Source organism: Sphingomonas sp., assembly GCF_017304635.1.
GTDB lineage: Bacteria > Pseudomonadota > Alphaproteobacteria > Sphingomonadales > Sphingomonadaceae > Sphingomonas.
Genome location: NZ_JAFKMA010000004.1, coordinates 150,132 through 175,211, shown reverse-complemented (window position 1 = coordinate 175,211; position 25,080 = coordinate 150,132). Strand labels below are relative to the sequence as shown.

Annotated in this window: 25 protein-coding genes and 1 tRNA gene; 15 read left to right on the top strand and 11 right to left on the bottom strand. The window is 66.9% G+C overall.

Features of this window, described 5'->3' with window-relative positions; translation table 11 throughout:
- The first annotated feature begins 34 nt into the window (after positions 1 to 34).
- Genes J0I47_RS12590 through J0I47_RS12565 form a run of 6 tightly spaced genes read left to right on the top strand, consistent with a single transcriptional unit; the run spans position 35 to position 5,701 of the window.
- Positions 35 to 271: a DUF6489 family protein gene (locus J0I47_RS12590; protein ID WP_294047331.1), complete on the top strand. Its 237-nt coding sequence runs from the start codon at positions 35 to 37 to the stop codon at positions 269 to 271.
- A gap of 23 nt (positions 272 to 294) precedes the next feature.
- A complete protein-coding gene (gene mnmE / locus J0I47_RS12585) occupies positions 295 to 1,575 on the top strand; it encodes a tRNA uridine-5-carboxymethylaminomethyl(34) synthesis GTPase MnmE (RefSeq protein WP_294047330.1) in 1,281 nt (426 codons plus the stop codon).
- 34 nt (positions 1,576 to 1,609) lie between these two features.
- A complete protein-coding gene (mnmG, locus tag J0I47_RS12580; RefSeq protein WP_294047329.1) occupies positions 1,610 to 3,442 on the top strand; it encodes a tRNA uridine-5-carboxymethylaminomethyl(34) synthesis enzyme MnmG in 1,833 nt (610 codons plus the stop codon).
- A complete protein-coding gene (locus J0I47_RS12575) occupies positions 3,439 to 4,047 on the top strand; it encodes a 16S rRNA (guanine(527)-N(7))-methyltransferase RsmG (protein ID WP_294047328.1) in 609 nt (202 codons plus the stop codon). Before mnmG ends, J0I47_RS12575 begins: the two co-directional genes overlap by 4 nt.
- Positions 4,044 to 4,826, top strand: coding sequence for an AAA family ATPase (locus tag J0I47_RS12570; RefSeq protein ID WP_294047327.1), 783 nt, complete (start codon positions 4,044 to 4,046; stop codon positions 4,824 to 4,826). The genes J0I47_RS12575 and J0I47_RS12570 overlap by 4 nt, the downstream gene beginning before the upstream one ends.
- Positions 4,823 to 5,701 carry a ParB/RepB/Spo0J family partition protein gene (locus J0I47_RS12565; RefSeq protein WP_294047326.1) on the top strand — a complete coding sequence of 293 codons (879 nt, stop codon included), beginning with the start codon at positions 4,823 to 4,825 and terminating at the stop codon, positions 5,699 to 5,701. The genes J0I47_RS12570 and J0I47_RS12565 overlap by 4 nt, the downstream gene beginning before the upstream one ends.
- 1 nt (position 5,702) lies before the next feature.
- Here the strand turns inward: J0I47_RS12565 and holA are convergent, their stop codons facing one another.
- The 4 genes from holA to J0I47_RS12545 form a co-directional block, all read right to left on the bottom strand.
- Positions 5,703 to 6,722 (bottom strand): DNA polymerase III subunit delta, encoded by a 1,020-nt coding sequence (gene holA / locus J0I47_RS12560; RefSeq protein ID WP_294047325.1) that lies wholly within the window; start codon positions 6,720 to 6,722, stop codon positions 5,703 to 5,705.
- Positions 6,719 to 7,210, bottom strand: a complete 492-nt coding sequence (gene lptE / locus J0I47_RS12555; protein ID WP_294047324.1) for an LPS assembly lipoprotein LptE — start codon at positions 7,208 to 7,210, stop codon at positions 6,719 to 6,721. The genes holA and lptE overlap by 4 nt, the downstream gene beginning before the upstream one ends.
- On the bottom strand, positions 7,207 to 9,699 hold the full coding sequence (leuS, locus tag J0I47_RS12550; protein ID WP_294047323.1) for a leucine--tRNA ligase: 2,493 nt from the start codon (positions 9,697 to 9,699) through the stop codon (positions 7,207 to 7,209). The genes lptE and leuS overlap by 4 nt, the downstream gene beginning before the upstream one ends.
- Before the next feature lie 111 nt (positions 9,700 to 9,810).
- Positions 9,811 to 10,245, bottom strand: a complete 435-nt coding sequence (locus J0I47_RS12545; RefSeq protein ID WP_294047322.1) for a DUF3576 domain-containing protein — start codon at positions 10,243 to 10,245, stop codon at positions 9,811 to 9,813.
- A gap of 217 nt (positions 10,246 to 10,462) precedes the next feature.
- On the opposite strand from J0I47_RS12545, the gene J0I47_RS12540 reads away from it, so the two are divergent.
- Positions 10,463 to 11,125, top strand: a complete 663-nt coding sequence (locus J0I47_RS12540; protein ID WP_294047321.1) for a hypothetical protein — start codon at positions 10,463 to 10,465, stop codon at positions 11,123 to 11,125.
- Positions 11,126 to 11,228: 103 nt separating this feature from the next.
- On the opposite strand, the gene J0I47_RS12535 is transcribed toward J0I47_RS12540, so the two are convergent.
- Entirely contained in the window at positions 11,229 to 11,747 is a 519-nt protein-coding gene (locus J0I47_RS12535; RefSeq protein WP_294047320.1) for a thiamine phosphate synthase, read from the bottom strand.
- Between the two features lie 22 nt (positions 11,748 to 11,769).
- On the opposite strand from J0I47_RS12535, the gene J0I47_RS12530 reads away from it, so the two are divergent.
- Both J0I47_RS12530 and J0I47_RS12525 read left to right on the top strand, forming a co-directional pair.
- Entirely contained in the window at positions 11,770 to 12,435 is a 666-nt protein-coding gene (locus J0I47_RS12530) for a YggS family pyridoxal phosphate-dependent enzyme (protein ID WP_294047319.1), read from the top strand.
- Complete coding sequence (locus J0I47_RS12525) at positions 12,432 to 13,097, top strand: HAD family phosphatase (RefSeq protein WP_294047318.1); 666 nt, start codon at positions 12,432 to 12,434, stop codon at positions 13,095 to 13,097. Before J0I47_RS12530 ends, J0I47_RS12525 begins: the two co-directional genes overlap by 4 nt.
- Positions 13,098 to 13,206: 109 nt before the next feature.
- Here the strand turns inward: J0I47_RS12525 and ribA are convergent, their stop codons facing one another.
- The 4 genes from ribA to J0I47_RS12505 form a co-directional block, all read right to left on the bottom strand.
- Entirely contained in the window at positions 13,207 to 14,265 is a 1,059-nt protein-coding gene (ribA, locus tag J0I47_RS12520) for a GTP cyclohydrolase II (RefSeq protein WP_294047317.1), read from the bottom strand.
- The gene (locus J0I47_RS12515) at positions 14,262 to 15,044 is read right to left on the bottom strand and encodes an exodeoxyribonuclease III (RefSeq protein WP_294047316.1); all 783 of its coding nucleotides are present in this window, start codon (positions 15,042 to 15,044) and stop codon (positions 14,262 to 14,264) included. Before J0I47_RS12515 ends, ribA begins: the two co-directional genes overlap by 4 nt.
- Before the next feature lie 348 nt (positions 15,045 to 15,392).
- Complete coding sequence (locus tag J0I47_RS12510; protein ID WP_294047315.1) at positions 15,393 to 16,028, bottom strand: outer membrane lipoprotein carrier protein LolA; 636 nt, start codon at positions 16,026 to 16,028, stop codon at positions 15,393 to 15,395.
- An 86-nt stretch (positions 16,029 to 16,114) separates the two neighbouring features.
- Complete coding sequence (locus J0I47_RS12505; RefSeq protein WP_294047314.1) at positions 16,115 to 18,400, bottom strand: DNA translocase FtsK; 2,286 nt, start codon at positions 18,398 to 18,400, stop codon at positions 16,115 to 16,117.
- 114 nt (positions 18,401 to 18,514) lie between these two features.
- Here J0I47_RS12505 and J0I47_RS12500 point away from each other — a divergent pair, with 114 nt between their 5' ends.
- Both J0I47_RS12500 and aguB read left to right on the top strand, forming a co-directional pair.
- Entirely contained in the window at positions 18,515 to 19,732 is a 1,218-nt protein-coding gene (locus J0I47_RS12500) for an FAD-dependent monooxygenase (protein WP_294047313.1), read from the top strand.
- Positions 19,733 to 19,908: 176 nt separating this feature from the next.
- On the top strand, positions 19,909 to 20,760 hold the full coding sequence (gene aguB / locus J0I47_RS12495) for an N-carbamoylputrescine amidase (protein WP_294047312.1): 852 nt from the start codon (positions 19,909 to 19,911) through the stop codon (positions 20,758 to 20,760).
- Between the two features lie 46 nt (positions 20,761 to 20,806).
- Here aguB and J0I47_RS12490 read toward each other — a convergent pair whose 3' ends face one another.
- Together J0I47_RS12490 and J0I47_RS12485 are read right to left on the bottom strand one after the other, a co-directional pair.
- The gene (locus J0I47_RS12490; protein WP_294047311.1) at positions 20,807 to 21,034 is read right to left on the bottom strand and encodes a hypothetical protein; all 228 of its coding nucleotides are present in this window, start codon (positions 21,032 to 21,034) and stop codon (positions 20,807 to 20,809) included.
- 46 nt (positions 21,035 to 21,080) lie between these two features.
- A complete protein-coding gene (locus J0I47_RS12485; protein WP_294047310.1) occupies positions 21,081 to 21,752 on the bottom strand; it encodes a uracil-DNA glycosylase in 672 nt (223 codons plus the stop codon).
- Positions 21,753 to 21,778: 26 nt separating this feature from the next.
- Between J0I47_RS12485 and folK the strand changes: the two genes are divergently transcribed.
- The 4 genes from folK (at position 21,779) to J0I47_RS12465 (ending at position 25,048) form a co-directional block, all read left to right on the top strand.
- Positions 21,779 to 22,291, top strand: a complete 513-nt coding sequence (gene folK / locus J0I47_RS12480) for a 2-amino-4-hydroxy-6-hydroxymethyldihydropteridine diphosphokinase (RefSeq protein ID WP_294047309.1) — start codon at positions 21,779 to 21,781, stop codon at positions 22,289 to 22,291.
- Positions 22,282 to 22,357, top strand: a tRNA-Lys gene (locus J0I47_RS12475). The genes folK and J0I47_RS12475 overlap by 10 nt, the downstream gene beginning before the upstream one ends.
- A gap of 70 nt (positions 22,358 to 22,427) precedes the next feature.
- Positions 22,428 to 22,808 carry a hypothetical protein gene (locus J0I47_RS12470; protein WP_294047308.1) on the top strand — a complete coding sequence of 127 codons (381 nt, stop codon included), beginning with the start codon at positions 22,428 to 22,430 and terminating at the stop codon, positions 22,806 to 22,808.
- 89 nt (positions 22,809 to 22,897) lie between these two features.
- Complete coding sequence (locus J0I47_RS12465; protein ID WP_294047307.1) at positions 22,898 to 25,048, top strand: TonB-dependent receptor; 2,151 nt, start codon at positions 22,898 to 22,900, stop codon at positions 25,046 to 25,048.
- Positions 25,049 to 25,080: the final 32 nt, after the last annotated feature.

Here is a 25,080-nt window from a genome sequence, read left to right as displayed (position 1 = left end):
GCGCAGTCGGCCTGCTCAAGCGGAAGGTTCGCGGATGAAGATCAATCTCGAGGTCGATTGCACCCCCGAAGAGGCGCGCCGCGCGGTGGGCTTGCCCGACCTGACGCCGATCCACGATAAGTATATCCAGGCGATGCTGGGCGCGATGGACGGCACGGCGATCAAGCCGGAACTCATTGAAAACATGATGAAAAGCTGGAATCCGTTGGGAGATGCCGGGATCGCGTTCTGGCGCGGCCTGTTCGAGAATTCGATCGGCAAGAAGGACTAGATCGAGCCTCCCGAGCGATTGCGATGACGACGATTTTCGCCCCGTCGACCGGCTTGCCTCCCGCCGCCATCGCGATCGTGCGGATCAGCGGGCCAGCCGCCTTCGCGGCCGCTCGAACGCTTGCGGGTACCTTGCCTCCATCGCGCGAGGCGCGAGTACGGGCGCTTCGCGATCCGAATACCGGCGACTTGCTCGATCGTGCGATGGTGCTGACCTTTCGTGGACCGGCGACGGCAACGGGAGAGGATCTGGTCGAACTGCATCTTCATGGCGGTCGCGCGGTCGTGGCGGCGGTCGAGTCGGCGCTTGCGAACCTCCCCGATGTGCGACGCGCGGAAGCGGGTGAGTTTACCCGGCGCGCGCTCGCCAACGGACGCATCGATCTGGCGGAAGCCGAGGGGCTCGGCGACCTGTTGACCGCGGAAACCGAATTGCAGCGGCGGGCGGCGATCCGCCAGGCTGACGGAACGTTGTCGCGGCAAATCGCCGCATGGCGCGATCGTCTGGTCCAGCTTGCCGCTCAGGTCGAAGCGGCATTGGACTTCGCCGACGAAGCCGATGTGCCGCAGCTGTTGATCGATCGTGTTCGCGGCGATGCGGCGGAGATTGCGCGTGAGATCGCTGCAACGTTGTCGGCGCCGACCGTCGAACGGCTACGCGACGGAATCCACGTGGTCATTGCCGGGCCGCCGAACAGCGGAAAGTCGACGCTGTTGAATGCTCTGGTTCGAAGAGAGGCGGCAATCGTTTCGCCGATCGCCGGCACCACGCGTGACCGAATCGAAGTGGCCATCGCGCGACAAGGCATTCCGTTCGTGATGACCGACACCGCCGGCCTTCGCGCTGACACAGACGATATCATCGAAAAGACCGGTATCGATCGTGCGAAGACGGCAATCGCCACGGCAGACGCCGTTCTATGGCTGGGCGACAGCGAGCCACCGGACACCAGCATGCTGTGGGTGCATGCGCGAAGTGACCTACCGGATCGGCAAGTGAGGCCGGCTGGAGCGGTAGCGGCAGTGTCAGCGATGGATGCGACGACCATTGAGAATCTTTGGCGCGTCATCGTTGACCGCTGTCGAACCCTTTTGCCGGTCGTCAATGAGATCGCGCTAAATCACCGCCAAGCCCAGCACTGTCGTCGCGCGCTTGAGGCACTGAACATTGGCGACGTAACCGATGAACTTGTCCTCGCCGAGGCATTGAGGGCGGCACATAATGCGCTCGGCGCAGTGACCGGGCATGTGGGTGTCGAAGCGATGCTCGACGCGCTATTTCGAAATTTCTGCATCGGAAAGTGAGTGTTCCACGTGGAACAAGTGGCTAACAAGCGACATGCAACGCTTTGATGTTATCGTGATCGGCGGCGGCCATGCCGGCGTGGAGGCGGCCGCAGCGGCGGCGCGGCGCGGCGCAACCGTCGCGATCGTCACGTTCGCGCCTTCAAATATCGGCGTGATGTCGTGCAACCCCAGCATCGGGGGGCTGGGCAAAGGCCATCTGGTGCGTGAAATCGACGCATGTGACGGCATCATGGCTAGAGCCGCAGATGCGGCGGCGATCCATTATCGCATGCTCAATCGGAGTAAGGGAGCAGCGGTACGAGGGCCGCGGGTTCAAGCCGATCGTCGACGGTTCGCCGATGCCGTTCGCAACTTGCTGGAACGGTGTGGCAATATCTCGATCGCAGCGGGCGAAGTAAGTGGCCTGCGGATAGTCGGCGGTTCGATCGCAGGTGTCGTCCTTGCGGACGGCTCACAGCTCGGCGCAAGGGCCGTGATATTGGCAACGGGCACCTTTCTCGGTGCTCGCATGTTCAGAGGCGACGAACGCGAAGCTGGCGGTCGTTTGGGCGAGCGTGCCGCGACATCGATGGCCGATCAACTGCGAGTGTCGGGGCTTCCCATAGCCAGGCTCAAGACTGGCACACCTCCGCGCCTCGACGGACGTACGATCGATTGGGCGCGTCTTGAGCCGCAACCGTCGGACGACGATCCCTGGACGATGTCGCCGCTATCCAACGGCCGCGCCTTACCTCAGCTGGCGTGTGCGGTCACGCGGACGACCGAGCAGACCCACGACATTATCCGGTCATCGCTCGATCGATCTCCCTTATTCGGTGGCGCGATTGCGGGCGCCGGGCCGCGTTATTGCCCCTCGATCGAAGATAAGGTCGCCCGGTTCGGCGATCGTGACGGACACCAGGTTTTCCTGGAGCCGGAGGGCCTTGACGATCCGACCATCTATCCCAACGGCATTTCCACATCGCTGCCGACTGATACGCAACAGGCGATCATCAGGTCGATTCCCGGCTTGGAGGACGCGCGGATCACGGCCTATGGTTACGCCGTCGAATACGATCATATCGATCCCCGAATCCTCGACCATCGCCTGGAAGTATCGACCGTTCCCGGGCTTTTTTGTGCCGGACAGATCAACGGGACGACCGGATATGAGGAAGCGGCGGCGCAGGGGCTGGTGGCCGGCGCCAACGCCGCAGGTACGGCGCTGGAACTGGAGCCCTTTTTGCCAGATCGGGCCGACAGTTATATCGGCGTGTTGATCGACGATCTGGTTCTGCAAGGCGTAACCGAACCCTATCGCATGCTGACAGCGCGCGCAGAGTTCAGACTCAGGTTGCGCGCCGATAATACGGAAACGCGGTTGGGCACTTGTGCGGAGGCGGCCGGGTTGCTCGGGGAAGTCAGGCAGCGGCATTTGGACTCGCGCCGCGCCCGTCGGGATGCGGTCGATGCGGCACTGTCGGTGTCGTTTACCTCGAACCGTCTTGCCGAGATGGGTGTCGATGTCTCGCAAGACGGGTCGCGGCGCACGGCGGCGGAATGGCTTCGATTTCCGGCAGTGCAAGTTCATCATGTCGCGCCGGACTTGCCCTTATCTGACGTTTTGCTGGAAGCGGTAGAGGATGCCCGATACGCGCCGTATGTCGAACGCCAGAATGAGGAAGTCGCGCAATTGCGAGCGAGCGAGAAGATCGACATCACCCCCGACCTCGACTTCGCGGCGATCCCTGGGCTGTCAGTAGAGATGATCGAAAGGTTGACGGCCGCGAGACCGACGACGCTGGCGGCGGCCGGGCGTATTCGGGGGATAACCCCAGCGGCACTGACCGCGATCCTGTTGCAAGCGACTCGAAAAGCGGCGTGACTGAAGAAGAAGCTCGCGACTGGGTCGCCAACCATTTCGATCCCGCCACGGTGCGCCGGCTCGCCGCGTTGGCCGACTTGGTCGTAGCCGCCAATGCGCAACAGAATTTGATTGCGCCCTCGACGGTAGATCAAATCTGGTCGCGTCACATCGTTGACTCCCTCCAACTCCTGCATCTCGCGCAGCCGGGTAGATGGCTGGACGTCGGGACGGGGGCGGGCTTCCCGGGACTGGTGATTGCTGCGGCCGAGCCTGATCGCGAAGTAGTGATGATCGAGCCGCGGCGGCTACGAGTTGACCATCTGCGACAGTGTTCTGAGGTTTTGGATTTGCGAGTCGCTTCGGTCATCCACGGTAAGGCCGATACCCAGTCAATCATCAGCGCCGTGATTTCTGCACGAGCCGTTGCAACATTGGCCTCGGTGTTCGGCATGGCAAAGGGTTGTGCCGATTTATCCACGGCCTGGTTGCTGCCAAAGGGCCGCAATGCCGAAAGCGAACTGGCGGAAGCCAGGCGAAAATGGCATGGCGTGTTTCACGTGGAACAGAGCATCACGAGTCCTGATTCAAGCATCATCGTCGCGCGCGAGGTGAAAGCGCGATGACGGTCATCGCTGTGGCCAACCAAAAGGGTGGTGTCGGCAAGACCACGACCGCGATCAATCTCGGCACGGCATTGGCCGCGACCGGTATACGCGTGCTGATCGTCGACCTCGATCCACAAGGAAATGCGTCGACAGGTCTCGGCATCCATCGCGCCGCACGTGCGGTTTCGAGCTATGAAGTCCTGATCGGTAACGCATCGATCAACGATGCGGCTATGCCGACGCAGGTGCCGAAACTCGATATCGTTCCAGCCACGGTCGACCTGTCAGGGGCGGAGATCGAACTAGTCGAATATGAGGAGCGAACGCACCGGCTCGATCGCGCACTTGAGTCGTCTAGCGATCGCTGGGATGTGGTGTTGATCGATTGCCCACCGTCGCTCGGTTTGCTGACGATCAACGCGATGGTGGCGTCAGATTCGCTGCTCGTGCCTCTGCAATGCGAGTTTTTCGCTCTCGAAGGGCTCAGCCAGCTACTGACGACGGTCGAACGCATCCGTTCACGATTCAATCCCGGGTTGGCGATCATCGGCGTGGCGTTGACGATGTACGATCGCCGCAACCGCTTGACCGAACAAGTATCGTCGGACGTTCGCGCGGTGCTGGGCAAGGTCGTGTTCGACACCGTCATTCCTCGTAACGTTCGGCTGTCCGAAGCGCCGAGCCATGGTGTGCCGGCCCTGATCTACGATCATCGCTGTTCGGGATCCGAAGCCTATATGGCGTTGGCGAGCGAATTGATCGGTCGATTGAAACCAAAGTCGGCGTTGGCGGCATGAGCGAAGTCCGCCGTACCCGATCCGGTCTGGGCCGTGGCCTGAATGCGCTGCTCGGCGACATCGCGGCCGAACCGGTGGTAGCAGGTGGTGAACTGCCCAACGGCGTACGAATGATGCCGGTGGGTGCCCTGAGCCCTCAACCCGGACAGCCTCGCCGGGTGTTCGATGACCAGGCGCTCGACGAATTGTCGCAGTCGATCGCGACACGCGGTGTTCTTCAGCCGATCCTCGTCCGCCCGCATGGTCATAATTACCAGATCATCGCCGGCGAACGCCGCTGGCGAGCCGCGCAGCGCGCGCGCTTGCACGAAGTGCCAGTGATCGTCCGCGATTTCGACGACGCCGACACGTTCGAGATCGCGCTGCTCGAAAACATCCAGCGGCGTGATCTCAACGCGATCGAGGAAGCGGACGCATATCATCGGCTGATCGGCGAGTTCGGGCATACCCAGGAAGCGCTGGCGAAGCTCGTTCACAAGTCGCGAAGCCATATCGCTAACCTATTGAGATTGTTAGACCTTCCTGAAAGCGTGCGGGCGTTGCTGGTCGACGGTCGGATCGACATGGGGCACGCGCGCGCATTGCTCGGCGCGCCCGATATCGAGCGGCTGGCCGGCGAAGTCGTCGCCAAGGGACTGTCGGTTCGCGACACCGAGCGGCTGGCAAAGGCCGCGAAGAGCGAGCGGAGCGGATCAAGCGGTGGCGGTGGTGATCGCAACGCCGATATCGCCGCGCTCGAACGCCAACTGACCGACGTGATCGGCCTGGGTGTGCGGATCACATATAGCGCCAAGGGCGGCACCCTGACCGTCAGCTATTCGACGCTCGACCAGCTCGACATGGTGTGTCAGCGGCTGACCGGAGAACCGCTCTAGTCTAGCGCAACCGTGCCGCGCGGCGCGTCGTTTCCGCCAAGGCGAACTCGGCAAGCACGTCCCCTGCCCCGCCCGGTGCCATCAGCGCACGTTCAGTACGGCGCAGGCGGTCGATCGCGGCGGCGATGTCCGGCGCTCGCCAGCGTTGGACGAGCCGGATCATCCCCGCCTCCTCCCGCCAATGCACGCGCCGCGCCTTGACCGCGGCGGCGACGGGCTTGCCGTCATCGACCTCGGCGCGCGTCGCGGCCAGCGTCATCAGCTTGCGGACGACCTGGCGCAGGAGCGGGATCGCGGCCGCACCCGATCCGGCGAATTGCGCCAGTTCGACCGCGACGTCCTGAACTCGCCCCTCGAGGACGGTATCGACGATTTCCGACATTTGCGCATCGCCGAGCTCGGCACCCAACATATCGAGCGTATCGTCGTCGAGCTCGCGCGGGCGATCGGTAGCGGCATCGAGGTAGAGCGCCAGCTTTTCCACTTCGCGCGCGATCACCGCGCGATCGCCGTTGGCGGCGGCCATCAGCCGGCGGGCGGCACTCGGGGTCGGACGCAGGCCGTGCTCGCGAGCGATCCCCGCCACCATCCGGTCGGCCGCCGCACCGTCGGGGATGTAGCACGCGAAGGTCATCGCCGCCGGCTGGGCGACCGCGAACTGGAGCAGCTTGGAGCTGCTGCGCAACCCAGGTCCGATCATCACCACCGGATGCTCGACCTGCGCCTCGGCGAGCAACAGCTGCGCCGTCTCCAGGGCGTCATCGCCGACATTGCTGACCAGGATCCACCGACGCCCGCCGAACAGCGCCAGCGACCGCGCTTCGTCGAGCACGCGGCCGGGATTGCTCTTGAGCGTGTTGCCTTCGACCGCAACGCGCTCGGCATCGGTGCCCAACGCTCGACCGAGCCGGGCGGCGTGGTCGGCCGCCCCGGCTTCGTCGGGACCGTGGAACAGGTAAAGTCGGATCGACGGCGACGCCGCATCGAGCGCAGCGATCAGCTGGTTTTCCGACGCTTTCACTGGGCGGGGTTGCGCCGCATGAACAAGGCGACGCGCGTCACGATCTGATCGGCGACGATATCGGACAAGCGTTCGAGGGCGGCATTCTCGGCGGAAATCGTCGCATATTCCGAATCGACCACGTCGATCCCGGTATCCGACCCGGCGGTAGCATCGAGCACCGTCTCACCGGTCTGCGCATCGACCAGTTGGAAGCGCGCACGCAACGTGCGCCGTTCGCGCGTCACGCGATTGTCGCGCGTGATGCCGAGCCCGATGATGTTGTCGTCGAGCCGCACCTGCAACCGATAGCGTGCCGCGGCGCCAGCCGAATCGGGCAAGCGGTCGCGCAGCGCGTTGCTGACCAGATAGCCCGATTTGCCTTCGATCGGCGCGACCGCGACGCTGGCGAGCCCGCGCGCGACCGGCCCCGATCCACCGCCCTGATAGAGCGGATGCAGCCCACACGCCGGCAGCGCGAGGGCGAGAGCGAGGACGAGTCGTTTCATGCGACCAGATTGACCAGCCGATCGGGAACGACAATCACCTTCTTCGGCTCGGCGCCATCGAGGATGCGCAGCACGGCCGGATTGGCGCGCGCCGCGGCCTCGATCGTGGCCTTGTCGCTGCCCTTGGGCATCGTCAGCGTGTCGCGCAGCTTGCCGTTAACCTGAATCGCGATCGTCACTTCGTCCTCGACCAGCAGAGCGGGATCGTGGTCGGGCCAGGCGGCGTCGGCGATCAGGCCATCCTTGCCCATCGCCGCCCACGCCTCTTCGGCCAGATGCGGCGTCATCGGCGCGACCAGGCGGACGAACGTGTGGATCGCGGTGCTGCGCGAGGCGGAAGGCGCGGCTTTTTCGATCGCGTTGACCAGTTCGTAGAGCTTGGCGACCGCCTTGTTGAACTGCAACGCCTCGATATCGGTCGCGACCCCGGCGATGGTCTGCGCCAGCTTGCGGTCGAGCGCTTTGTCCTCGCCATTCGCGTCACTCACGCCATCGACCAGGCGCCACAGCCGCTGGACGAAGCGCCACGATCCCTCGATCCCGCTTTCCGACCAGGCGAGGTCACGCTCGGGCGGCGAATCGGACAGCATGAACCACCGCGTCGCGTCGGCGCCGTACTGGTCGACGATTGGTTCGGGATCGATCGTGTTCTTCTTCGACTTCGACATCTTCTCGGTGCGGCCGACCGTGATCGGCAGCCCGGTCTCGATTTCGATGCCATCGCGCACGTCGTTCGGGGACAGCCACTTGCCCTCGACCGACTTGTACGTCTCGTGCGTCACCATGCCTTGCGTGAACAGCCCGGCGAACGGCTCGGCCACGTCGAGCAGGTCCATGTGCTTGAGCGCGCGCGTCCAGAACCGCGCGTAGAGCAAATGGAGGATCGCATGCTCGACCCCGCCGATATATTGCCCGACCGGCAGCCATTGTTCGGCGATCGCGCGATCGAACGGCTTGTCCTTGGGCTGGCTGGCGAAGCGGATGAAATACCAGGAGGAATCGGCGAAGGTGTCGAGCGTGTCGGTCTCGCGCACCGCGTTCCCGCCGCAGCTCGGACAGGCGACGTGCTTCCAAGTCGGGTGGCGATCGAGCGGGTTGCCCGGCACGTCGAACGACACGTCCTCCGGCAACACCACCGGCAACTGGTCGCGCGGCACCGGCACCACGCCACACGTATCGCAATGGATGATCGGGATCGGCGTGCCCCAATATCGCTGGCGGCTGACGCCCCAGTCGCGCAGGCGGAACACGGTGGTGCCGTGGCCCCAGCCGCCATCCTCGGCGCGGCGGATCACTTCGCGCTTGGCATCCTCGACGTCCATGCCGTCGAGGAAATGCGAGTTCACCAGTGTGCCCGGCCCCGAATAGGCTTCGGCATCGGTGAAGGTGGGGTCGGTGCGGTCGCCGTCCGACACGACGCGCCGGATCGGCAGGCCGTATTTGCTGGCGAATTCGAAGTCGCGCTGGTCGTGCGCCGGGACGCCGAATACCGCGCCGGTGCCGTATTCCATCAGCACGAAGTTGGCGATGTAGACCGGCAGCTGCCACGCCGGATCGAACGGATGTGTGACCGTCAGCCCGGTGTCGAAGCCGAGCTTTTCCTGCGTTTCCAGTTCGGCGGCGGTGGTGCCGCCCTGCTTGCACAGCTCGACGAAGGCTGCCGCGTCGGGATTGGCCACGGCGACGCTTTGCGCGATCGGATGATCGGCCGCGACCGCGACGAAGCTGGCGCCGAAGATCGTGTCGGGGCGCGTGGTGAAGACCTCGACCTCGGCACCGTCCGATACGCGCCAGCGGAATTGCAGCCCCTGGCTCTTGCCGATCCAGTTCTCCTGCATCAGCTTGACCTTGTCGGGCCAGTGATCGAGCCCCTGCAAGCCCTCGAGCAGTTCGTCGGCGAATTGCGTGATCCTTAGGAACCACTGGTTCAGCTTGCGCTTCTCGACCAGCGCGCCCGACCGCCAGCCGCGACCGTCGATGACCTGCTCGTTGGCCAGCACGGTCATGTCGACCGGGTCCCAATTGACCGACGATTCCTTGCGATAGACGAGGCCCGCCGCCAGCATGTCGAGGAACAGCGCCTGTTCGTGGCCGTAATAGTCCGGCTCGCACGTCGCCAGTTCGCGGCTCCAGTCGAGCGCGAAGCCCAGTCGTTTCAGCTGCGCCTTCATCGTCGCGATGTTGTCGCGGGTCCAGCCGCCGGGATGGACGCCCTTTTCCATCGCGGCGTTCTCGGCCGGCATGCCGAACGCGTCCCACCCCATCGGGTGGAGCACTTCCATCCCCTTCATCCGCCGATAGCGCGCGAGCACGTCGCCCATCGTGTAGTTGCGGACGTGCCCCATATGGATCCGCCCCGACGGGTACGGAAACATTTCAAGGACATAGCTCTTGGGCTTGGGACTGTCGTCCTTCGCGGCGAACGTCTGACGCTCGTCCCACACGCGCTGCCACTGGGCATCGGCCTTCAGTGGATTGAAGCGTGACATTTCTGGCCAACTTCCGTTGATAGCGGCGCCGGCCCGCTCCCCCACCCGGCCGCCCAATCAGGATATCGTATGGGCGGCCGGGTGGGGGAGCGGGCCGGCGCCGCGATAAAACTATTGCGCGACGGCCGCGCGGCGCAGGTCGCGGGCGCGGGTAAGGATGATGTCCTCCAGCTTCTGCACGGTCGCCGCCTGCACCGGGGCCGCCACCCACTGGCCGCCCTGATTGACCTGGCGCAGCGCCGCGACGCGCACGGCATCGGCGCGCAGATCCTGGTCGAGGATGGTCACGGTGACCTTCATCCGCTCGGTCGGCAGCTGCGGATTGGCGTACCAGTCGGTGACGATCACGCCGCCGTTGGAGTCGGTCTGGAGGAGCGGCATGAAGCTCAGCGTGTCGAGCGTCGCGCGCCACAGATAGGCGTTGACGCCGATCGTCGTCACCTTCGATGCGGCGATATCGGCGACGGGCCGCCGGTTGCCACCATGCGAGCACGCCGCCAACGGCAGCAGGACAGCCAGAAACGCGGCATGGCGCAGACGGGTCATTCGGGTAATCCTGACACTTAAAGCTATGACGGCGGCCATCTATAGAAGCTGGCGGGCCAGCCGCAAGCGGCGACCGTTCGGCCTCATTGTGGGCTGGATGCAACACTCGTTAAAAAAGACGTCGGAACTGTGGCGGAGTCGGAACTTTCCATGGTAGGGGCCGTATCGTTCGAGACTCGCACGGGACTGCAACAGGGTGTCTGCTTCGCGCTGGATCATGGCTTCGTTGATGGGGACGCTTGGCGTCGCCGCCGCTTATGCCATGCCCGCGCCGACCGTCGCCAGCGCCGCGCGGAACGCCAGCGCCGGTCGCTCGAGCCAGATCTTCTTCACGCCCGCGGCGGCCGATCCCAAGCTGGCCGCTCTGGTCGCGCGCAGCGGGCTCGGCGGCACGCCGTTCCGCTTCACGCCCGCCGAATCGCGCGGTGAGCGTCGCGTCGCGTCGATCGCGGTGCCGGTGGTGACCGCGCGCGCCGGCGAGATCGGCCTGCGCAACCAGCCCGCGATGCCGCCGGTCGGAATCGCGCCGATCCACTATTCGCTGGGCAACCCGGTCACGGCGCGAGTCGTGATGCCCGACCTGAAGGTCGACATCGGCAGTTCGCCGGCACCGCGCCGCGTGGTCGATATCGGTGCCAGCATGGCGAGCGGGCGCCGCTCGCCGCTCAAGGGCAATCCCGAGCCGAGCCGCGACGATGCGCGGTTGACGAGCGGTCCGTCGAACATGATCGATATCGGCGGGTCCTATTCGCTCAGCCGCAACCTCGATGTGACGGCGGGTGTCCGCTACAAGTCGCAGGATCGCGACCGCCTCGCGCCGTTGCCGGATGACCGGCGCGAGAGCCAGGCCGTCTATGTCGGGACCGCGTTCCGGTTCTGAGCTTTTTGCCCTGACTTAGCAGGGCTAAGTCAGGTTTCAGCAAAAAGCCCGGCCGGCGTAGCGTAGCGACGACCGACGACGCGGCTTTGCCGCGGCGCGCCTCTCAAAGCCAGGCGTCGATCCCCGCCCACCCATCGAAGCCGGTGAGTGCGCGGAACCGCCGCGCATCCATCCCGCCAAGCGCGATCGCCACGACCGGCAAACCTTGCATTATTCGCCGTGCGTCCTGCGGCCCCAGCCCGGCCCCTCCAGGATGCGATCGAGTCGCGAACACCGGCGATACGAATACCACCACTGCCCCACGTCGCACCGCACGCACCGCCTCGCCTCGCGAATGTGCCGCCGCCGTCCGCAACCCGATCCCGCGCTGATTGTGTACGCCGTCAGCCCCCGGCCCGCACCACGCGCCGGCCCGCACCACGATCAGTCCCCGCGCTCGCGCGACGCGCACGACGCGCGCGAACAGCGTGCGCCGTTCGGCGGGGGGTGTCGCATAATGCCGGAACACCACCCCGCCCCCGCGCGGCAACCGACGTAGCGCGCGCCACAAATCCTCGCCCATCCGCTCGTCGGTCATCAGCCAGACGTGCGGAATGGCGGCAGGGGCTTGGCGGCGCGGCACGGCCACGCCTATAGCGCGCCGCATGACGACCGACGACCCCGCCGCGCGGCTCGCCGGCGTCCGCGCCCAGATCGATGCCGCTCGCAAGCTTGCGGGGCGGCAGGACGCCGTCACCCTGATCGCCGTATCCAAGACTCATCCGATCGAAGCGATCACGCCGCTGATCGCCGCCGGACAGCGCGTGTTCGGAGAGAATCGCGTACAGGAAGCGCAGGCGAAATGGCCGACGCTGCGCGAGGCGCAGCCCGACCTCCACCTCGCGCTGATCGGGCAATTGCAATCGAACAAGGCGGCCGATGCCGTGGCGCTGTTCGATGCGATCCACGCGGTCGATCGCCCGTCGCTGGTCGCGGCACTCGCCAAGGCGATGGACGCAGCCGATCGGCGGCCGGACTGCTTCGTCCAGGTCAATATCGGCGACGAGCCGCAAAAGGGCGGCTGCGCTGTGGCCGAGCTGCCGATGCTGCTGGCCGAGGCGCGCCACGCCGACCTGCCGGTGGTCGGGCTGATGGCGGTCCCGCCGCTCGACGTCGAGCCGGCACCCTATTTCGCGCTGCTGGCGAAGCTGGCGCGCGACCATGGCCTTGCCGGGCTCAGCATGGGGATGTCGAGCGACTTCGCGACCGCGGTCACGCTCGGCGCGACGCATGTGCGCGTCGGATCGGCGCTGTTCGGAGACCGGACATGAGGTTCCAGGCGCTGCTGTTCGACTTCGACGGCGTGCTGATCGAAAGCGAATATGTCGGCAACCGGCAGCTTGCCGACTATCTGACCTCGATCGGCCATCCGACCACGCCCGAACAGTCGATGGCCAATTTCATGGGCTATTCGGGCGTCGATTTCTTGGCGAAGGTCGAAGGCTGGATCGGCCGCCCGCTGCCGCCCGATTTCCATACCGCCCGCGCCGCCGAGGACGCGCGCGCGATGGCGGCGGGGATCGACGCGGTGGCCGGGGCGGTCGACTTCGTCGAATCGCTGCCGGCCGACCTGCCCAAGGCGGTGGTGTCATCGAGCGCGACGCGCTGGATCCGTCGGCACCTCGACCATATCGGGCTCGGCGACGTGTTCGGCGATCATATCTATTCGGGGCGCGAGCATGTCACGCGGGGCAAGCCGGCGCCCGACCTCTATCTGTTCGCAGCGGATCAGTTGGGCGTCGCGATCGGCGATTGCGCGATCTTGGAGGATTCGATCGTCGGCGCGACGGGCGCGGTGGCGTCGGGCGGTTACGTCATCGGGCTGTGCGCGGGCACGCATTGCGCGGCCGATCATGGCGATCGGTTGCGCGCGGTCGGGGTCGATGCGATCGCGACCGACTTCGCGGCGGTACGAGCGCTGCTGGCAATGTAGGATTTGGCCGGGCAGGGCGGGGGCATGACCACTACCCCGTCCGCCACCGCCCAATCGACGTCGCGGGGCACGCCGTACCCCCGTCAATTTTGTCAAATTTGGCGGTGGCCTAAAGCTGGTGCCCCGTACGATCGCGTTTGGTCGCGAGGTATTTTTCGTTGAACCGATTGGCCGGCAGCGCGATCGGCACGCGCTCGGTAACGGTGATGCCGGCGGATTCGAGCACGCGCACCTTCTCCGGATTGTTGGTCAGCAGGCGGATCGTGGTCTGCCCGAGCAGATCGAGCATCCGCGCCGCGATCCGGAAATCTCGCGCGTCGATCGCGAAGCCCAGCCGCGTGTTGGCGTCGACCGTGTCGAACCCCTGGTCCTGCAACGCGTAGGCGCGCAGCTTGTTGACCAGCCCGATCCCGCGCCCCTCCTGCCGCAGATAGAGCAGGATACCCCAGCCGGTGTCGGCCATCGCGTGCACGGCGGCGTGGAGCTGCGGCCCGCAATCGCACTTCAGGCTGCCGAGCACGTCGCCGGTCAGGCATTCGCTGTGGAGGCGGACGAGCGGCGGGCGGCCGTCGGGATGGCCGACGATCAGCGCGACATGCTCGCCGGGCGAATCGGGGGTGCGGAAAGCGACGATCTCGGCCTGCTCGCTGTCGGCGACCGGCAGCCTGGCGCGCGCCGCGATGGCGAGGCGGATCGGATCCTCGAAGGCCGCGATGTCCGCGGTCGAGATCGCCCGTTCGCTGGCGTCCCCGACGAAGAAAGCGGGCAACACCCCGGCGGTCCGCGCCAGCGCCAGCGCCGTCGTCATGACGTCGGCATCGTTGACCGGCAGCGCACGGAACGGCCCCTTCAGCGGGGTCGCCATGTCGAACTGCGGGTCGGCCAGCGCCACCGCCGTGTCGAAATCGAGCCACGGCGCCCGCTCGACCAGCACCGGCGCGTCGGGGGTGGCGGCAGCGATCTGGTTGGCGAGCTTCAGCGTCGCCGCGCGACCGGCCGATAGCAGCACCGGCGCTGCGGCATCGGGGTCGAACGCGGCCAAACGCCCGGCGTCGGCCGTCTCGACCGCGAGCAGCCCGATCGGCGCACCGCCGCCACGAATCGCGATCGGCCAGCCGCGGCGCAGCGCGTCGATCGCCCGCGCTACCTCTCGGGTCGCGCCGCTCACAGGGCGAACTCGGTCAGGATCGGGACGTGGTCGGAGGGTTTGAGCCAGCTCCGGCACTCCTCGAACACATGATGCGCGCGCGCCGTCGCGGCGACATCGGCGGTCGCCCACATATGATCGAGCCGCCGCCCGCGATCGTTGACCGTCCAGTCGGGCGAGCGATAGCTCCACCACGTGTGCAGCCGCGCCGGCGCCGGGTAGAAGTGCCGGCCGAGATCGACCCACGAATTGGACGCCTTCAGCCGGTTGAGCGCATCCACCTCGACCGGCGTATGGCTGACGACGTTGAGCAACTGCTTGTGGCTCCAGACGTCCGACTCGAGCGGGGCGATGTTGAAGTCGCCGACCAGGATCGTCGGGCAGGCGAGCGTCGCCGACCACGCCGTCATCCGCTCGACGAAATCGAGCTTCTGCCCGAACTTCGGATTCACGTCGCGGTCGGGCACGTCGCCGCCGGCGGGAACGTAGACGTTTTCCAGCCGCACGCCGTTCGCCAGCCGCACGCCGATATGGCGCGCCTCGCGATTCGCCTGCCAGTCGAAGCGATCGTCCTCGGCCAGAGGCACGCGGCTCAGGATCGCGACGCCGTGGTGCATCTTCTGCCCGTGCAGGATGATCGTCTTGTAGCCGAGCCGGCGGAACGCCTCCCGCGGGAAGTCCTGATCGACGACTTTGGTTTCCTGGAGGCAGAGGATGTCGGGCGCCGCCTCGCGCAGGAACCGCGCGACGATCTCGATGCGAAAGCGGACCGAATTGATGTTCCAGGAGACGATCTTCACGGGGGGGACTTAGGAGGTCGGGAAGGTTTCGTCACCTGCCCGCCGCGGCGTTGTTTGCCGCGCTCACGCGCGGATGCGGTGCCAGCCCGCTCCCCCGCCCGACCACCCAGCCAGGATATGCTATGGGTGGTCGGGCGGGGGAGCGGGCTGGCACCGCTAATCGCCGAGAGGCGATCAAAAAGAGAAAGGCCCCCGCTCCGGGGGCAATGGAGCGAGGGCCGACCTAGCGTTCGTCACGCAGGCGGGAAGTGGGGTCGTCCGGGGCAACAGGGGGAAAATCCCAGGCCGCCCCACATCCGCAAGACCGCTTCTAGGCCAGACTAGCTGTCCGGCAGATGAACGATTCTGTCATTTTCGCGTCGTCGCCCTCACCGGGTCGTTGAAGCGGAACGTTCCATCGGAAATCGGCACGTTGAATCGCTGCCCAGATAGCCGGATCGTGGTGCGGTTGTTCTGCGCATCGAGCGCGACCCAGCCACGCAGTTGCAACCCGGCAGGAGCCGATGCCATTTTCTCGAAGATCAACGTGATGCGACCATATTCGGGATGCTTGGGATCGTTCGCCTCGACCGACACGATCGCCGGATCGGCGGTCGGCACGACCTTGGCATAGCGGCCGATGTCCTTCGACGGATCGAGCAGCACGCCGAGCGGCGAGCCACCGATCGGCCACCGCTGCTTCTGTCCGACCGAGTAATCGAGGAACCAGAGCGACTTGCCGTCGGCGACGATCAGGATCGGCACGCCCTTTTCGTACTGGAAGCGGACCTTGCCCGGACGCTTGAGCGACAGCGTGCCGGTCAGCACCTTGCCGTTGCGGTCGGTCTGGGTGAACGTCGCGGTCATCGACTCGACCGCCGACAGATGCGCCTGGACCTGGCTCAACTCGGAGGAAGCGGCCGGCGCGACGGCGATCAGCGCGGGCAGGGGCAACAGCGCGAGGGCGCGAAACGTCACGGATATTCTCCTAAAGGGGGATGGCATAGCCTGACGCGGCCGCCTTGAACCCGTTCTGAACGCGCTACGTGCGTTTCAGCCATGCAGAAACAAGCGGGCCGGCACCGTGAACGTCAAATCGGATTGCCGTCGCGGTCGCGAAGCACTTCGCGGCGCCCGACGTGATCGGGGCGTCCGACGATGCCGTCCTTTTCCATCCGTTCGATCAGGCGCGCGGCGGAGTTGTAGCCGATCCGCATCTGGCGCTGGAGCCACGACGTCGACGCCTTCTGGCTCTCCACCACCAGCTGGATCGCCCCGCGATATTGCTGGTCCTCCGCCGAATCCTCGCCGAGCGGCGCGCCGTCGAGCGCGAAGCCGTCGTCGCTCTCCTCGGTGACCGACTGGACGTAGTCGGGCTGGCCCTGCGCGCGCCAATGGTCGGCGACGGCGTGGACTTCGTCGTCGCTGACGAACGGGCCATGCACGCGGCTGATCTGCTTGCCGTACGCCATATAGAGCATGTCGCCCTTGCCCAGCAGCTGCTCCGCACCCTGCTCGCCCAGGATGGTGCGCGAATCGATCTTGCTGGTGACGTTGAAGCTGATTCGCGTCGGCAGGTTCGCCTTGATGACGCCGGTGATGACGTCAACCGAGGGACGTTGCGTCGCCATGATGAGATGGATGCCGGCCGCACGCGCCTTCTGCGCCAGCCGCTGGATCAGGAATTCGACTTCCTTGCCGGCGGTCATCATCAGGTCGGCGAGTTCGTCCACCACGATGACGATCTGCGGCAGCGGCTGGAAGTCGAGCTGCTCCTCCTCGTACACGGGCTTGCCGTCCTCGTAGCCGATCTGGACCTTGCGGCCGAGCGGCTGGCCCTTGGCCTTGGCGGCACGGACCTTGTCGTTGAAGCTGGCGAGGCTGCGGACGCCGACAGACGACATCTGGCGGTAGCGTTCCTCCATCTGCTCGACCGCCCATTTCAGTGCACGGACGGCCTTGGCCGGATCGGTCACGACCGGCGCGAGCAGATGCGGAATGTCCTCATACATACTCAGTTCGAGCATCTTCGGGTCGATCATGATGAGCCGGCACTGATCGGGCGTCAGTTTGTAGAGCAGCGACAGGATCATGCAGTTGAGCCCGACCGACTTGCCCGATCCGGTCGTGCCGGCGACGAGCAGGTGGGGCATCGGCGCCAGGTCGACGATGACGGGATCGCCGGCGATGTTCTTGCCGAGGATCAGCGGTAGCGAGGCATTCTGATCCTCGAACGCGTCGTCGGCGACGAGTTCGTGCAAGGCCACCATCTCGCGCTTGGCGTTGGGCAGCTCGATGCCGATCACGGTCCGCCCGGGCACCGTCGCGACGCGCGCCGAGATGGCGGACATGTTGCGGGCGATGTCGTCGGCCAGCTGGATGACGCGGCTCGCCTTGATCCCGGCGGCGGGTTCGAGCTCGTACATCGTCACGACTGGGCCCGGCCGCACCTCGGTGATCGCGCCCTTGACGTGGAAGTCGTCGAGGACGGTCTCGAGCAGGCGCGCGTTGCGCTCCAGTGCCGCCTTGTCGATCGGGCCGTTTGCGGACGGCGGCGGGGCTTTCAGCAGGTCGAGCGTCGGCAGGCGGTAATTGTCGCGCAGGTCGAGGCTCGCCTGTTTCGGCCCGCGGGCGGGCTTGGCCTGGCTGGCAGGCTGCGTCCGGTCGGCGATGACCGGCGCGGGGCGATCGTCGGGCAGCGCCACCGCGCGCGGCTGGCGGATCGTCTGATCGGACGCCTGCTCGGCCTCGCGCCGATCGGGCAGGCGTACCGGCGTCGCGGTCGAGGCCCTGAACCGCGGCATGCGCGGCAGGTCGAGCTCCAGGCTCATGAACCACAGCACGAACCCGGCGCAGCCGAGCGCGACCGCGACCAGCCGCTCCGTCCACAGCACGCCGCTCGGATTGCCGATCAGCGCGATCACCCAGTCGAGCGCGCCGTGCACCAGCATTCCGACCAATCCACCGAGCCCCGCCGGCCAGGTGAGCGACGCCGCGCTCGCATAGAAGGTCAGCGCGGTCGCCATCAGCGCGACGCCGATCGTCGCGGTCGCCAGCATGCGCAGCCAATGCCCGACCGGCTCGTCGCACCACATCCGCCACGCGACGACGAACCCGACCCCCAGCAACGCCGCGACCGGCAGGCCGAACACGGCGAAGGCGAGGTCGGCGACGAAAGCGCCCGGATTGCCGAGCAGATTCTCCGCCGGGCCGCCGGCCGCCGTGCTGAGCGACGGATCGCCCGAATGATAGGTAACCAGCGCCGCGCCCAGCGCGACCGTCACCACGAACACCGCGATCGCGCGCACCAAGGCCCAGCCGCGTGCGGCACCGGCATGCACGGTCTCGCGCCAGAGCGGCTGCGCGCGGCTCGCCATGATCCAAATCCCCCGAAATGTGCGCTGTTCGTTCCCGTTGGATTCTCGGCTTTCGTGAGTCCGGCGTCAAGCGGCACGATTGTCGCGGTCCTGGCGGCACGCTAGGGCGAGAGCATGAGCCAGACCGATCTCCTCATCCTGGGCGGCGGCCTCGTCGGCAGCGCGCTCGCGGTCGCCGCTGCGGCGCACGGGCTGACCAGCGTGGTGGTCGATCCCGCCGATCCGGCAGTGACCACCGCCGCCGGGTTCGACGGCCGCGCGTCGGCCATCGCCAGCGCGCCGATGCGGATGCTGGAGGCGATCGGCGTGGCCGAGCGGCTGGCGGGCAAGGGATGTCCGATTGAGGGCATCCGCGTGTCCGACGGGCTCGAACCGGGGGCGCTCGATTTCGTCCCTGGCGACGATGAGGACGCGCTCGGCACGATGGTCGAGAACCGCGACCTGCGCACCGCGCTGCTCGATGCGGCGGGGGCGGCGGCGGGCGTCGATCTGCGGATGACGACCAGCGCGCTGGCGGTGCGGCGCGATGCCCACGGGGTCCACGTCACGTTGAGTGACGGCAGCGAAGTACGCGCGTCGCTGCTGATCGGGGCGGAGGGGCGCAATTCGCCGACGCGCGCCGCGGCCGGGCTCAACGTCGCGCGGTGGAGCTACGACCATGTCGCGCTGGTGACGTCGATCGGCCACGAGCATCCTCACGAGAACGTCGCGTACGAGATCTTCTACCCCGAGGGGCCGTTCGCCATCCTGCCGCTGAACGACGACGATCGCGGGCATCGCTCGGCGATCGTATGGTCGGTGCGGAGTGGGCAGGCGCCGGGGATGCAGAAGCTCGGCGAGCGCGGCTATCTGGCGGAACTGAGCCGCAAGATGGGCGGGTTCCTGGGCGAGCTGACCTGGCTCGGCCCGCGCTTCGCGCACCCGCTCGGGTTCCACCACGCCGCGCGGATCGTGAGCGACCGGCTGGCGCTGGTCGGCGACGCCGCGCACGGCATCCACCCGATCGCGGGGCAGGGGGTCAACGTGGGGTTTCGCGACGTGGCGGCGCTGGTCGAGGTGCTGGTCGAGGGCAAGCGGATCGGGCTCGACCCGGGCGATCCGGCGCTGCTCCAGCGGTACGAGCGGTGGCGGAGCCTCGACACGTTCATGGTGGCGGCGGCGACCGATGGGCTGACGCGGCTGTTCGGCGTGCCGGGCAGGACCGCGAATCGTGTCCGTCGGCTCGGTCTGTCGGCGGTGCAGCGCAGCCCGGCGCTCAAGCACCGCTTCATCACCGAGGCGCGGGGCGAATCGGGGGCGTTGCCCAAGCTGCTCGCCGGCCTGACGGTCTGATTCGCGCGCGGAAGTTGGCGAAGGTGACGCGGCCGGCCCTCTGACCACCGCAGGGCCGATGCCGCGGGGCGACCGCCAGCCTGACACGGCAAATCCTACATTGCCAGCGCCGCCGTCGCCCGGGCCGGCGTTCGTTCGGGGTGCCCCTCGGCCCCGTTCGCCGCTATGGCGCCCGCATGACCGAGATCACCGTTGCCGCGCTTCAGCTCGCTTTTTCCGATAAAATCGACGCCAATATCGCCAAAGTTGGAGAATTGGTGCGCGAAGCGGCCGCGAAAGGTGCCACGGTCGTGCTGCCTCCCGAATTGTTCGAGGGTGAATATTTCTGCCGGGTCGAGGACGAAGGGCTGTTCGCCAACGCGAAGCCGACCGCCGAGCATCCGTCGGTGCTGGCGATGCAGGCGTTGGCCGCCGAGCTCGAGATCTGGATCCCGACCAGCTTCTTCGAGGCGGACGGCCCGCACCATTACAACAGCCTCGCGATGATCGGCCCCGACGGCACGGTCGCGGGCGTCTATCGCAAGAGCCACATCCCCGACGGCCCCGGCTATGAGGAGAAGTTCTACTTCCGCCCCGGCAATACCGGGTTCAAGGTGTGGGACGGGCCCGACCGCACCACGCTGGGCGTCGGCGTGTGCTGGGATCAATGGTATCCGGAGACCGCGCGCGCGATGATGCTGATGGGCGCCGACGTGCTGTTCTACCCCACCGCGATCGGCAGCGAGCCGCACGACACCAGCCTCGACACCGCGCGGCTGTGGCGGCGGGCGATGGTCGGGCATGCCGTGTCGAACGTCGTGCCGGTGGTCGCCGCCAACCGCGTCGGCACCGAGCATGGCCAAACCTTCTACGGCACCAGCTTCATCTGCGACGAACGCGGCGACATGCTGGCCGAACTCGACCGCGAGGAGGAGGGTGTGATCGTCGCGACGCTCGACCTCGCCCGCGTGAAGCGCCATCGCGCCGCGTTCGGTTTCTTCCGCGATCGGCGTCCCGATCTGTACGGGCGGCTGGTGGAGGACAAGTAGCCTTCGTCAACCCGGGTCACGCCCGGCGTAGCAAGGATGTGGCTGATTACTTCTTCCGCCGTCCCGGCTTCGGTTTGCCGAGCGTCAGGACAAAGGCGATGGCGCCGCCGGCCGCCAAACCCACCGCCGCGATCGCGCTGGCGATCAGCGGCAGGCGCGATCCGCTCGGTTCTGGCTCCGTCACCGGCGGCAGCGGGCCGGGGTGGTCGTGCGCCGGCTCGGGGATGGGATAGGGCGACTGGTTGTCGGGCGGGACGGGCGGTTCGTGGCTCATGCCGCATCAACCGTTGCGGACCCGCCAAGGTTCAATCGCCCGAAGTTCAATCGCTCGGCCCCGCCTCGCGCAGTTCCAGCGCCCGCGCGAACACCGCCTCGAACATCGCCGCGGTCAGCCGCCCGGTGTTCGTGTTGTAGCGCGAGCAGTGATAGCTATCGATCAGCATCCGTCCATCGGGCAGGCGATGTTCCGCCAGATGGCCGAACTTCGCCTTGGGCAGGCGCCCGCCCAGCACCTTGACCGCTGACTGGTGCGCGATCTGGCCGAGCGCGACAAACACGCGGGCGTTCGGCAATATGTCGACCTGGCCTTGCAGGAACGGGCGGCAGGTGCGGACCTCCTCCGGCGTCGGCTTGTTCTCGGGCGGAAGGCACTTGACCGAATTGCAGATGATGACCCCGTCGAGCGCCAGCCCGTCGTCGGGCCGCGCCTCGTAGGTGCCGCGCGTGAAACCGAACTTCGCCAGCGTCGCGAACAGCAGGTCGCCGGCATAGTCGCCGGTGAACGGCCGCCCGGTGCGATTGGCGCCGTGCTTGCCGGGCGCGAGGCCGACGATGCACAACCACGCCCGCGGATCGCCGAGCGCGGGGACCGGCGCGTTCCACCAATCGGGATGCTCGCGGCGCAGCTCCTCGCGCAAGCCAACCAGCCGGGGACAGCGCGGGCAATCGCGCGGCGGCTCGGTCGTAGGGATCGGGCTGGGTGCAAAGTTCACGCCGGTCGCGTAGGCGCGGTGACGCCATGCCGTCCAGCCCACCCTATCGCTACGTCATCGCGCTCGGATCGAACCGGCGCGGGCGCCACGGCGGGCCGGCGGACGAGCTGCGCGCGGCGCTGGCGGCGGTCGGCGGGGTGATTGCGGTGTCGCCGCTGATCGCGACCGCGCCGCTCGGGCCGGCGACGCGTCGCTTCGTCAACGCGGCGGCGGTGATCGCGAGCGACGAGCCGCCGCGAGCGCTGCTCGCGCGGCTGAAGGCGATCGAGGCGGCGTTCGGCCGCCGCCCAGGGCAGCGCTGGCGCGACCGCGTGATCGACCTCGACATCCTGTTGTGGTCGGGCGGGTGCTGGCGCGACGATCGCCTGACGATCCCGCATCCGGCGTTCCGGGCGCGGCGCTTCGTGCTCGATCCGTTGCTGGCGGTGGCGCCCGGCTGGCGCGATCCCGTGACCGGGCGGACGGTGCGCCAGCTGGCCGCGCGGTTGACCCGGCGCACGGGCGGGCCTAGGCCGCGCGACGCTGGTCGGGGTCCGTAGCTCAGTCGGTAGAGCAAGCGACTTTTAATCGAGAGGTCCCGGGTTCGAATCCCGGCGGACCCACCAGCGCCCGGCGTGCTGCGGCTACGGTTGGGGGTTGTTGTCGGAGACAATGTATCATAACGCCCGCCGTCTGATGCCCGCCAAGGCCGCCTCCCAGTCGATCATCGCTCGCGTGTCGTCGCGACTGGCGTTGCTGTGGTTGACGCTCGCGCTACTGGTCCAGGGTTTCGCGGTCCAGACGCACACCCATTTCGGTGGCGAACGCTATGCGGCGGCGGTCAGGCGCACGCTCGACGCGTCGCCGGATGCGAAGAAGAATACGCCCGTGGCGCCGGCCTGTCCGCTGTGCGAGGAAAAGGCGCTGTTCGGCGCGTATCTGCTCGGCGGGTCGGTCACGCTGGTGCCCCCGGCGGCGGTCGCGGCGACGTTCACGACGACCTCGCTGGCGCGACTCGCGCTCGGCGCGACCTCGCACGGCTGGCGCAGCCGCGCGCCGCCTGTCTTCACGGCCTGACCGACATCCTCGTCCGGCGGATGCGTCCGCCGCGGGACCGGTGGCGTTGCCGCCGGCCCGCCTCAGCTTCGTGAAGATTGGAACTTTTGATGCGACATACCCTGTTGATCGGCGCCGCGTTCGTGGCGCTGGCGCCCGCTCTGGCCCAGGCGCAGGACGCGCCGGCCGCGACGCCCGCCCCCGCGCCGACGCCCGCCCCGACCGCCGCGAACGGCGACATCGTCGTCACCGGCCACCTCGACGCCGCCCGCGCCTCGATCCAGCCGAGCCTGGGCGCGACGACCTACACGATCTCCAACGAGACGATCCAGGAACTGCCCGGCGGCGACAATCAGCAGATGAACCAGATCCTGCTGCAACTGCCCGGCGTGGTGCAGGACGGGTTCGGCCAGTTCCACGTCCGGGCCGACCACAACAACCTGCAATATCGCATCAACGGCACCATCCTGCCCGAAGGCGTCGCCGTGTTCGGCCAGACGCTGTCGCCCCGCCTGGTCGAGCAGTTCGACCTGCGCACCGGCGCGCTGCCCGCGCAATATGGTCTCCGCACCGCCGGCATCGTCGACATCACCACCAAGAGCGGGTTCAAGAACGGCGGCGAAGCGTCGATCTATGGCGGCAGCAACGACACGATCGAGCCGAGCATCGAATATGGCGGGTCGAGCGGCGGGACCAATTACTTCGTCACCGGCAGCTATCGCCACAGCAATCGCGGGATCGAGGCGGTCGATGCCGGGCGCACACCGCTGCACGACGATACCGACCAGTATCAGGGCTTCGTCTATCTCGACCACACGTTCGACGCGCACAACCGCGTGTCGCTGATCGGCGGCTATGCCGACCAGACGTTCCAGATCCCCAACCCGCGTGGCCTGCACCCCGAGAACGGCTACAATGTCGGCGGGCGGACCGATTTCCTGAGCGATGACCTCGACGAGCGCCAGCACGAGCGCACCGCGTTCGGCATCCTCAGCCTGCTCCACGACGCCGGGCCGGTGACGCTGCAGGCATCGCTGTTCGCGCGCTATTCGGGGCTGCGCTACACCCCCGACACGGTCGGCGAACTGCTGTTCAACGGTATCGCGCAAAAGGCGTTCAAGCAGGATTTCACGGTCGGCGGCCAGATCGAGGGCGCGTACCGGATCGGCAGCGCGCATACCCTGCGCGGCGGCATCGTCATCTCGCGCGATCGCAGCAACAGCCAGACGTCGAGCCAGGTGTTCCCCGGCGCCGCCGACGATGACGGCGAATTCGTCCAGTCCGGCCAGCCGATCACGATCGTCGACAACTACGCCAAGACCGAGATGACCTATTCGGCCTATCTGCAGGACGAATGGAAGCTGTCGCCGGCGCTGACGGTCAATTTCGGCGGGCGGTTCGACCATTATGATGGCTTCCGCTCCGAATCGCAGTTCTCGCCGCGGATCAACGCGGTGCTGACGCCGGGCAACGGGCTGACGCTGCATGCCGGCTATGCGCGCTATTTCTCGCCGGCGCCGTTCGCCAACGTGGCGGGGACCAGCGTGCTCAAGTTCCGCGGGACCAGCGCGCAGGCGCCGGGCGACGACGGCGTGACGACCCCGCTCGCGACGGTGCCGTTCGCCGAGCGCCAGGACTATTTCGACATCGGCATCCAGCAGAAGGCGGGCTATTTCACGATCGGCCTCGACGCCTATCATCGCCGGTCCCAGAATCTGGTCGACGAAGGCCAGTTCGGCGCGCCGATCATCCTGACGCCGTTCAACTATGCGCGCGGGCGGATCGACGGGATCGAAGGCAACATCAACTATCAGCGCGGACGTTTCCTGGCCTATGCCAACCTCGCCTGGTCGAAGGCGCAGGGAACCGACATCGTCTCGTCGCAGTTCAACTTCGATCCGGGCGATCTGGCCTATATTTCGAACCATTACATCTATCTCGACCACGACCAGACCTGGACCGGGTCGGGCGGCCTGTCGTACCGGTTCGCCGGCGGCACCAAGCTCGGCGGCAGCATGCTGTACGGGTCGGGCCTCCGCAAGGACGGCGCCGTTCCCAACGGCGGCAAGCTGACGCCCTATGCGGTGTTCAACCTGACCGCGAGCCACACCTTCCGCGGGCCGGGGATCGAGGTGCGGTTCGACGTCTTCAACGTCGGCGACCACGTCTACGAAATCCGCGACGGATCCGGCGTAGGCGTCGGCGCGCCGCAATTCGGCCAGCGGCGGTCGTTCTTCGTCGGGGTCAGCAAGACGTTCTAGCGCTCGGTTGGCGGGATTGGGGCAGCCCCCGA

Coding starts and splice junctions, on each gene's coding strand:
- J0I47_RS12500 (WP_294047313.1), top strand. CDS start 18,515: ATGAGCCAGACCGATCTCCTCATCCTGGGCGGCGGCCTCGTCGGCAGC.
- mnmE (WP_294047330.1), top strand. CDS start 295: ATGACGACGATTTTCGCCCCGTCGACCGGCTTGCCTCCCGCCGCCATC.
- J0I47_RS12505 (WP_294047314.1), bottom strand. CDS start 18,400: ATGGCGAGCCGCGCGCAGCCGCTCTGGCGCGAGACCGTGCATGCCGGT.
- lptE (WP_294047324.1), bottom strand. CDS start 7,210: ATGAAACGACTCGTCCTCGCTCTCGCCCTCGCGCTGCCGGCGTGTGGG.
- J0I47_RS12525 (WP_294047318.1), top strand. CDS start 12,432: ATGAGGTTCCAGGCGCTGCTGTTCGACTTCGACGGCGTGCTGATCGAA.
- J0I47_RS12465 (WP_294047307.1), top strand. CDS start 22,898: ATGCGACATACCCTGTTGATCGGCGCCGCGTTCGTGGCGCTGGCGCCC.
- J0I47_RS12565 (WP_294047326.1), top strand. CDS start 4,823: ATGAGCGAAGTCCGCCGTACCCGATCCGGTCTGGGCCGTGGCCTGAAT.
- J0I47_RS12570 (WP_294047327.1), top strand. CDS start 4,044: ATGACGGTCATCGCTGTGGCCAACCAAAAGGGTGGTGTCGGCAAGACC.
- J0I47_RS12470 (WP_294047308.1), top strand. CDS start 22,428: ATGCCCGCCAAGGCCGCCTCCCAGTCGATCATCGCTCGCGTGTCGTCG.
- J0I47_RS12530 (WP_294047319.1), top strand. CDS start 11,770: ATGACGACCGACGACCCCGCCGCGCGGCTCGCCGGCGTCCGCGCCCAG.
- J0I47_RS12490 (WP_294047311.1), bottom strand. CDS start 21,034: ATGAGCCACGAACCGCCCGTCCCGCCCGACAACCAGTCGCCCTATCCC.
- J0I47_RS12545 (WP_294047322.1), bottom strand. CDS start 10,245: ATGACCCGTCTGCGCCATGCCGCGTTTCTGGCTGTCCTGCTGCCGTTG.
- J0I47_RS12540 (WP_294047321.1), top strand. CDS start 10,463: ATGGCTTCGTTGATGGGGACGCTTGGCGTCGCCGCCGCTTATGCCATG.
- aguB (WP_294047312.1), top strand. CDS start 19,909: ATGACCGAGATCACCGTTGCCGCGCTTCAGCTCGCTTTTTCCGATAAA.
- mnmG (WP_294047329.1), top strand. CDS start 1,610: ATGCAACGCTTTGATGTTATCGTGATCGGCGGCGGCCATGCCGGCGTG.
- folK (WP_294047309.1), top strand. CDS start 21,779: ATGCCGTCCAGCCCACCCTATCGCTACGTCATCGCGCTCGGATCGAAC.
- J0I47_RS12510 (WP_294047315.1), bottom strand. CDS start 16,028: ATGCCATCCCCCTTTAGGAGAATATCCGTGACGTTTCGCGCCCTCGCG.
- leuS (WP_294047323.1), bottom strand. CDS start 9,699: ATGTCACGCTTCAATCCACTGAAGGCCGATGCCCAGTGGCAGCGCGTG.
- J0I47_RS12590 (WP_294047331.1), top strand. CDS start 35: ATGAAGATCAATCTCGAGGTCGATTGCACCCCCGAAGAGGCGCGCCGC.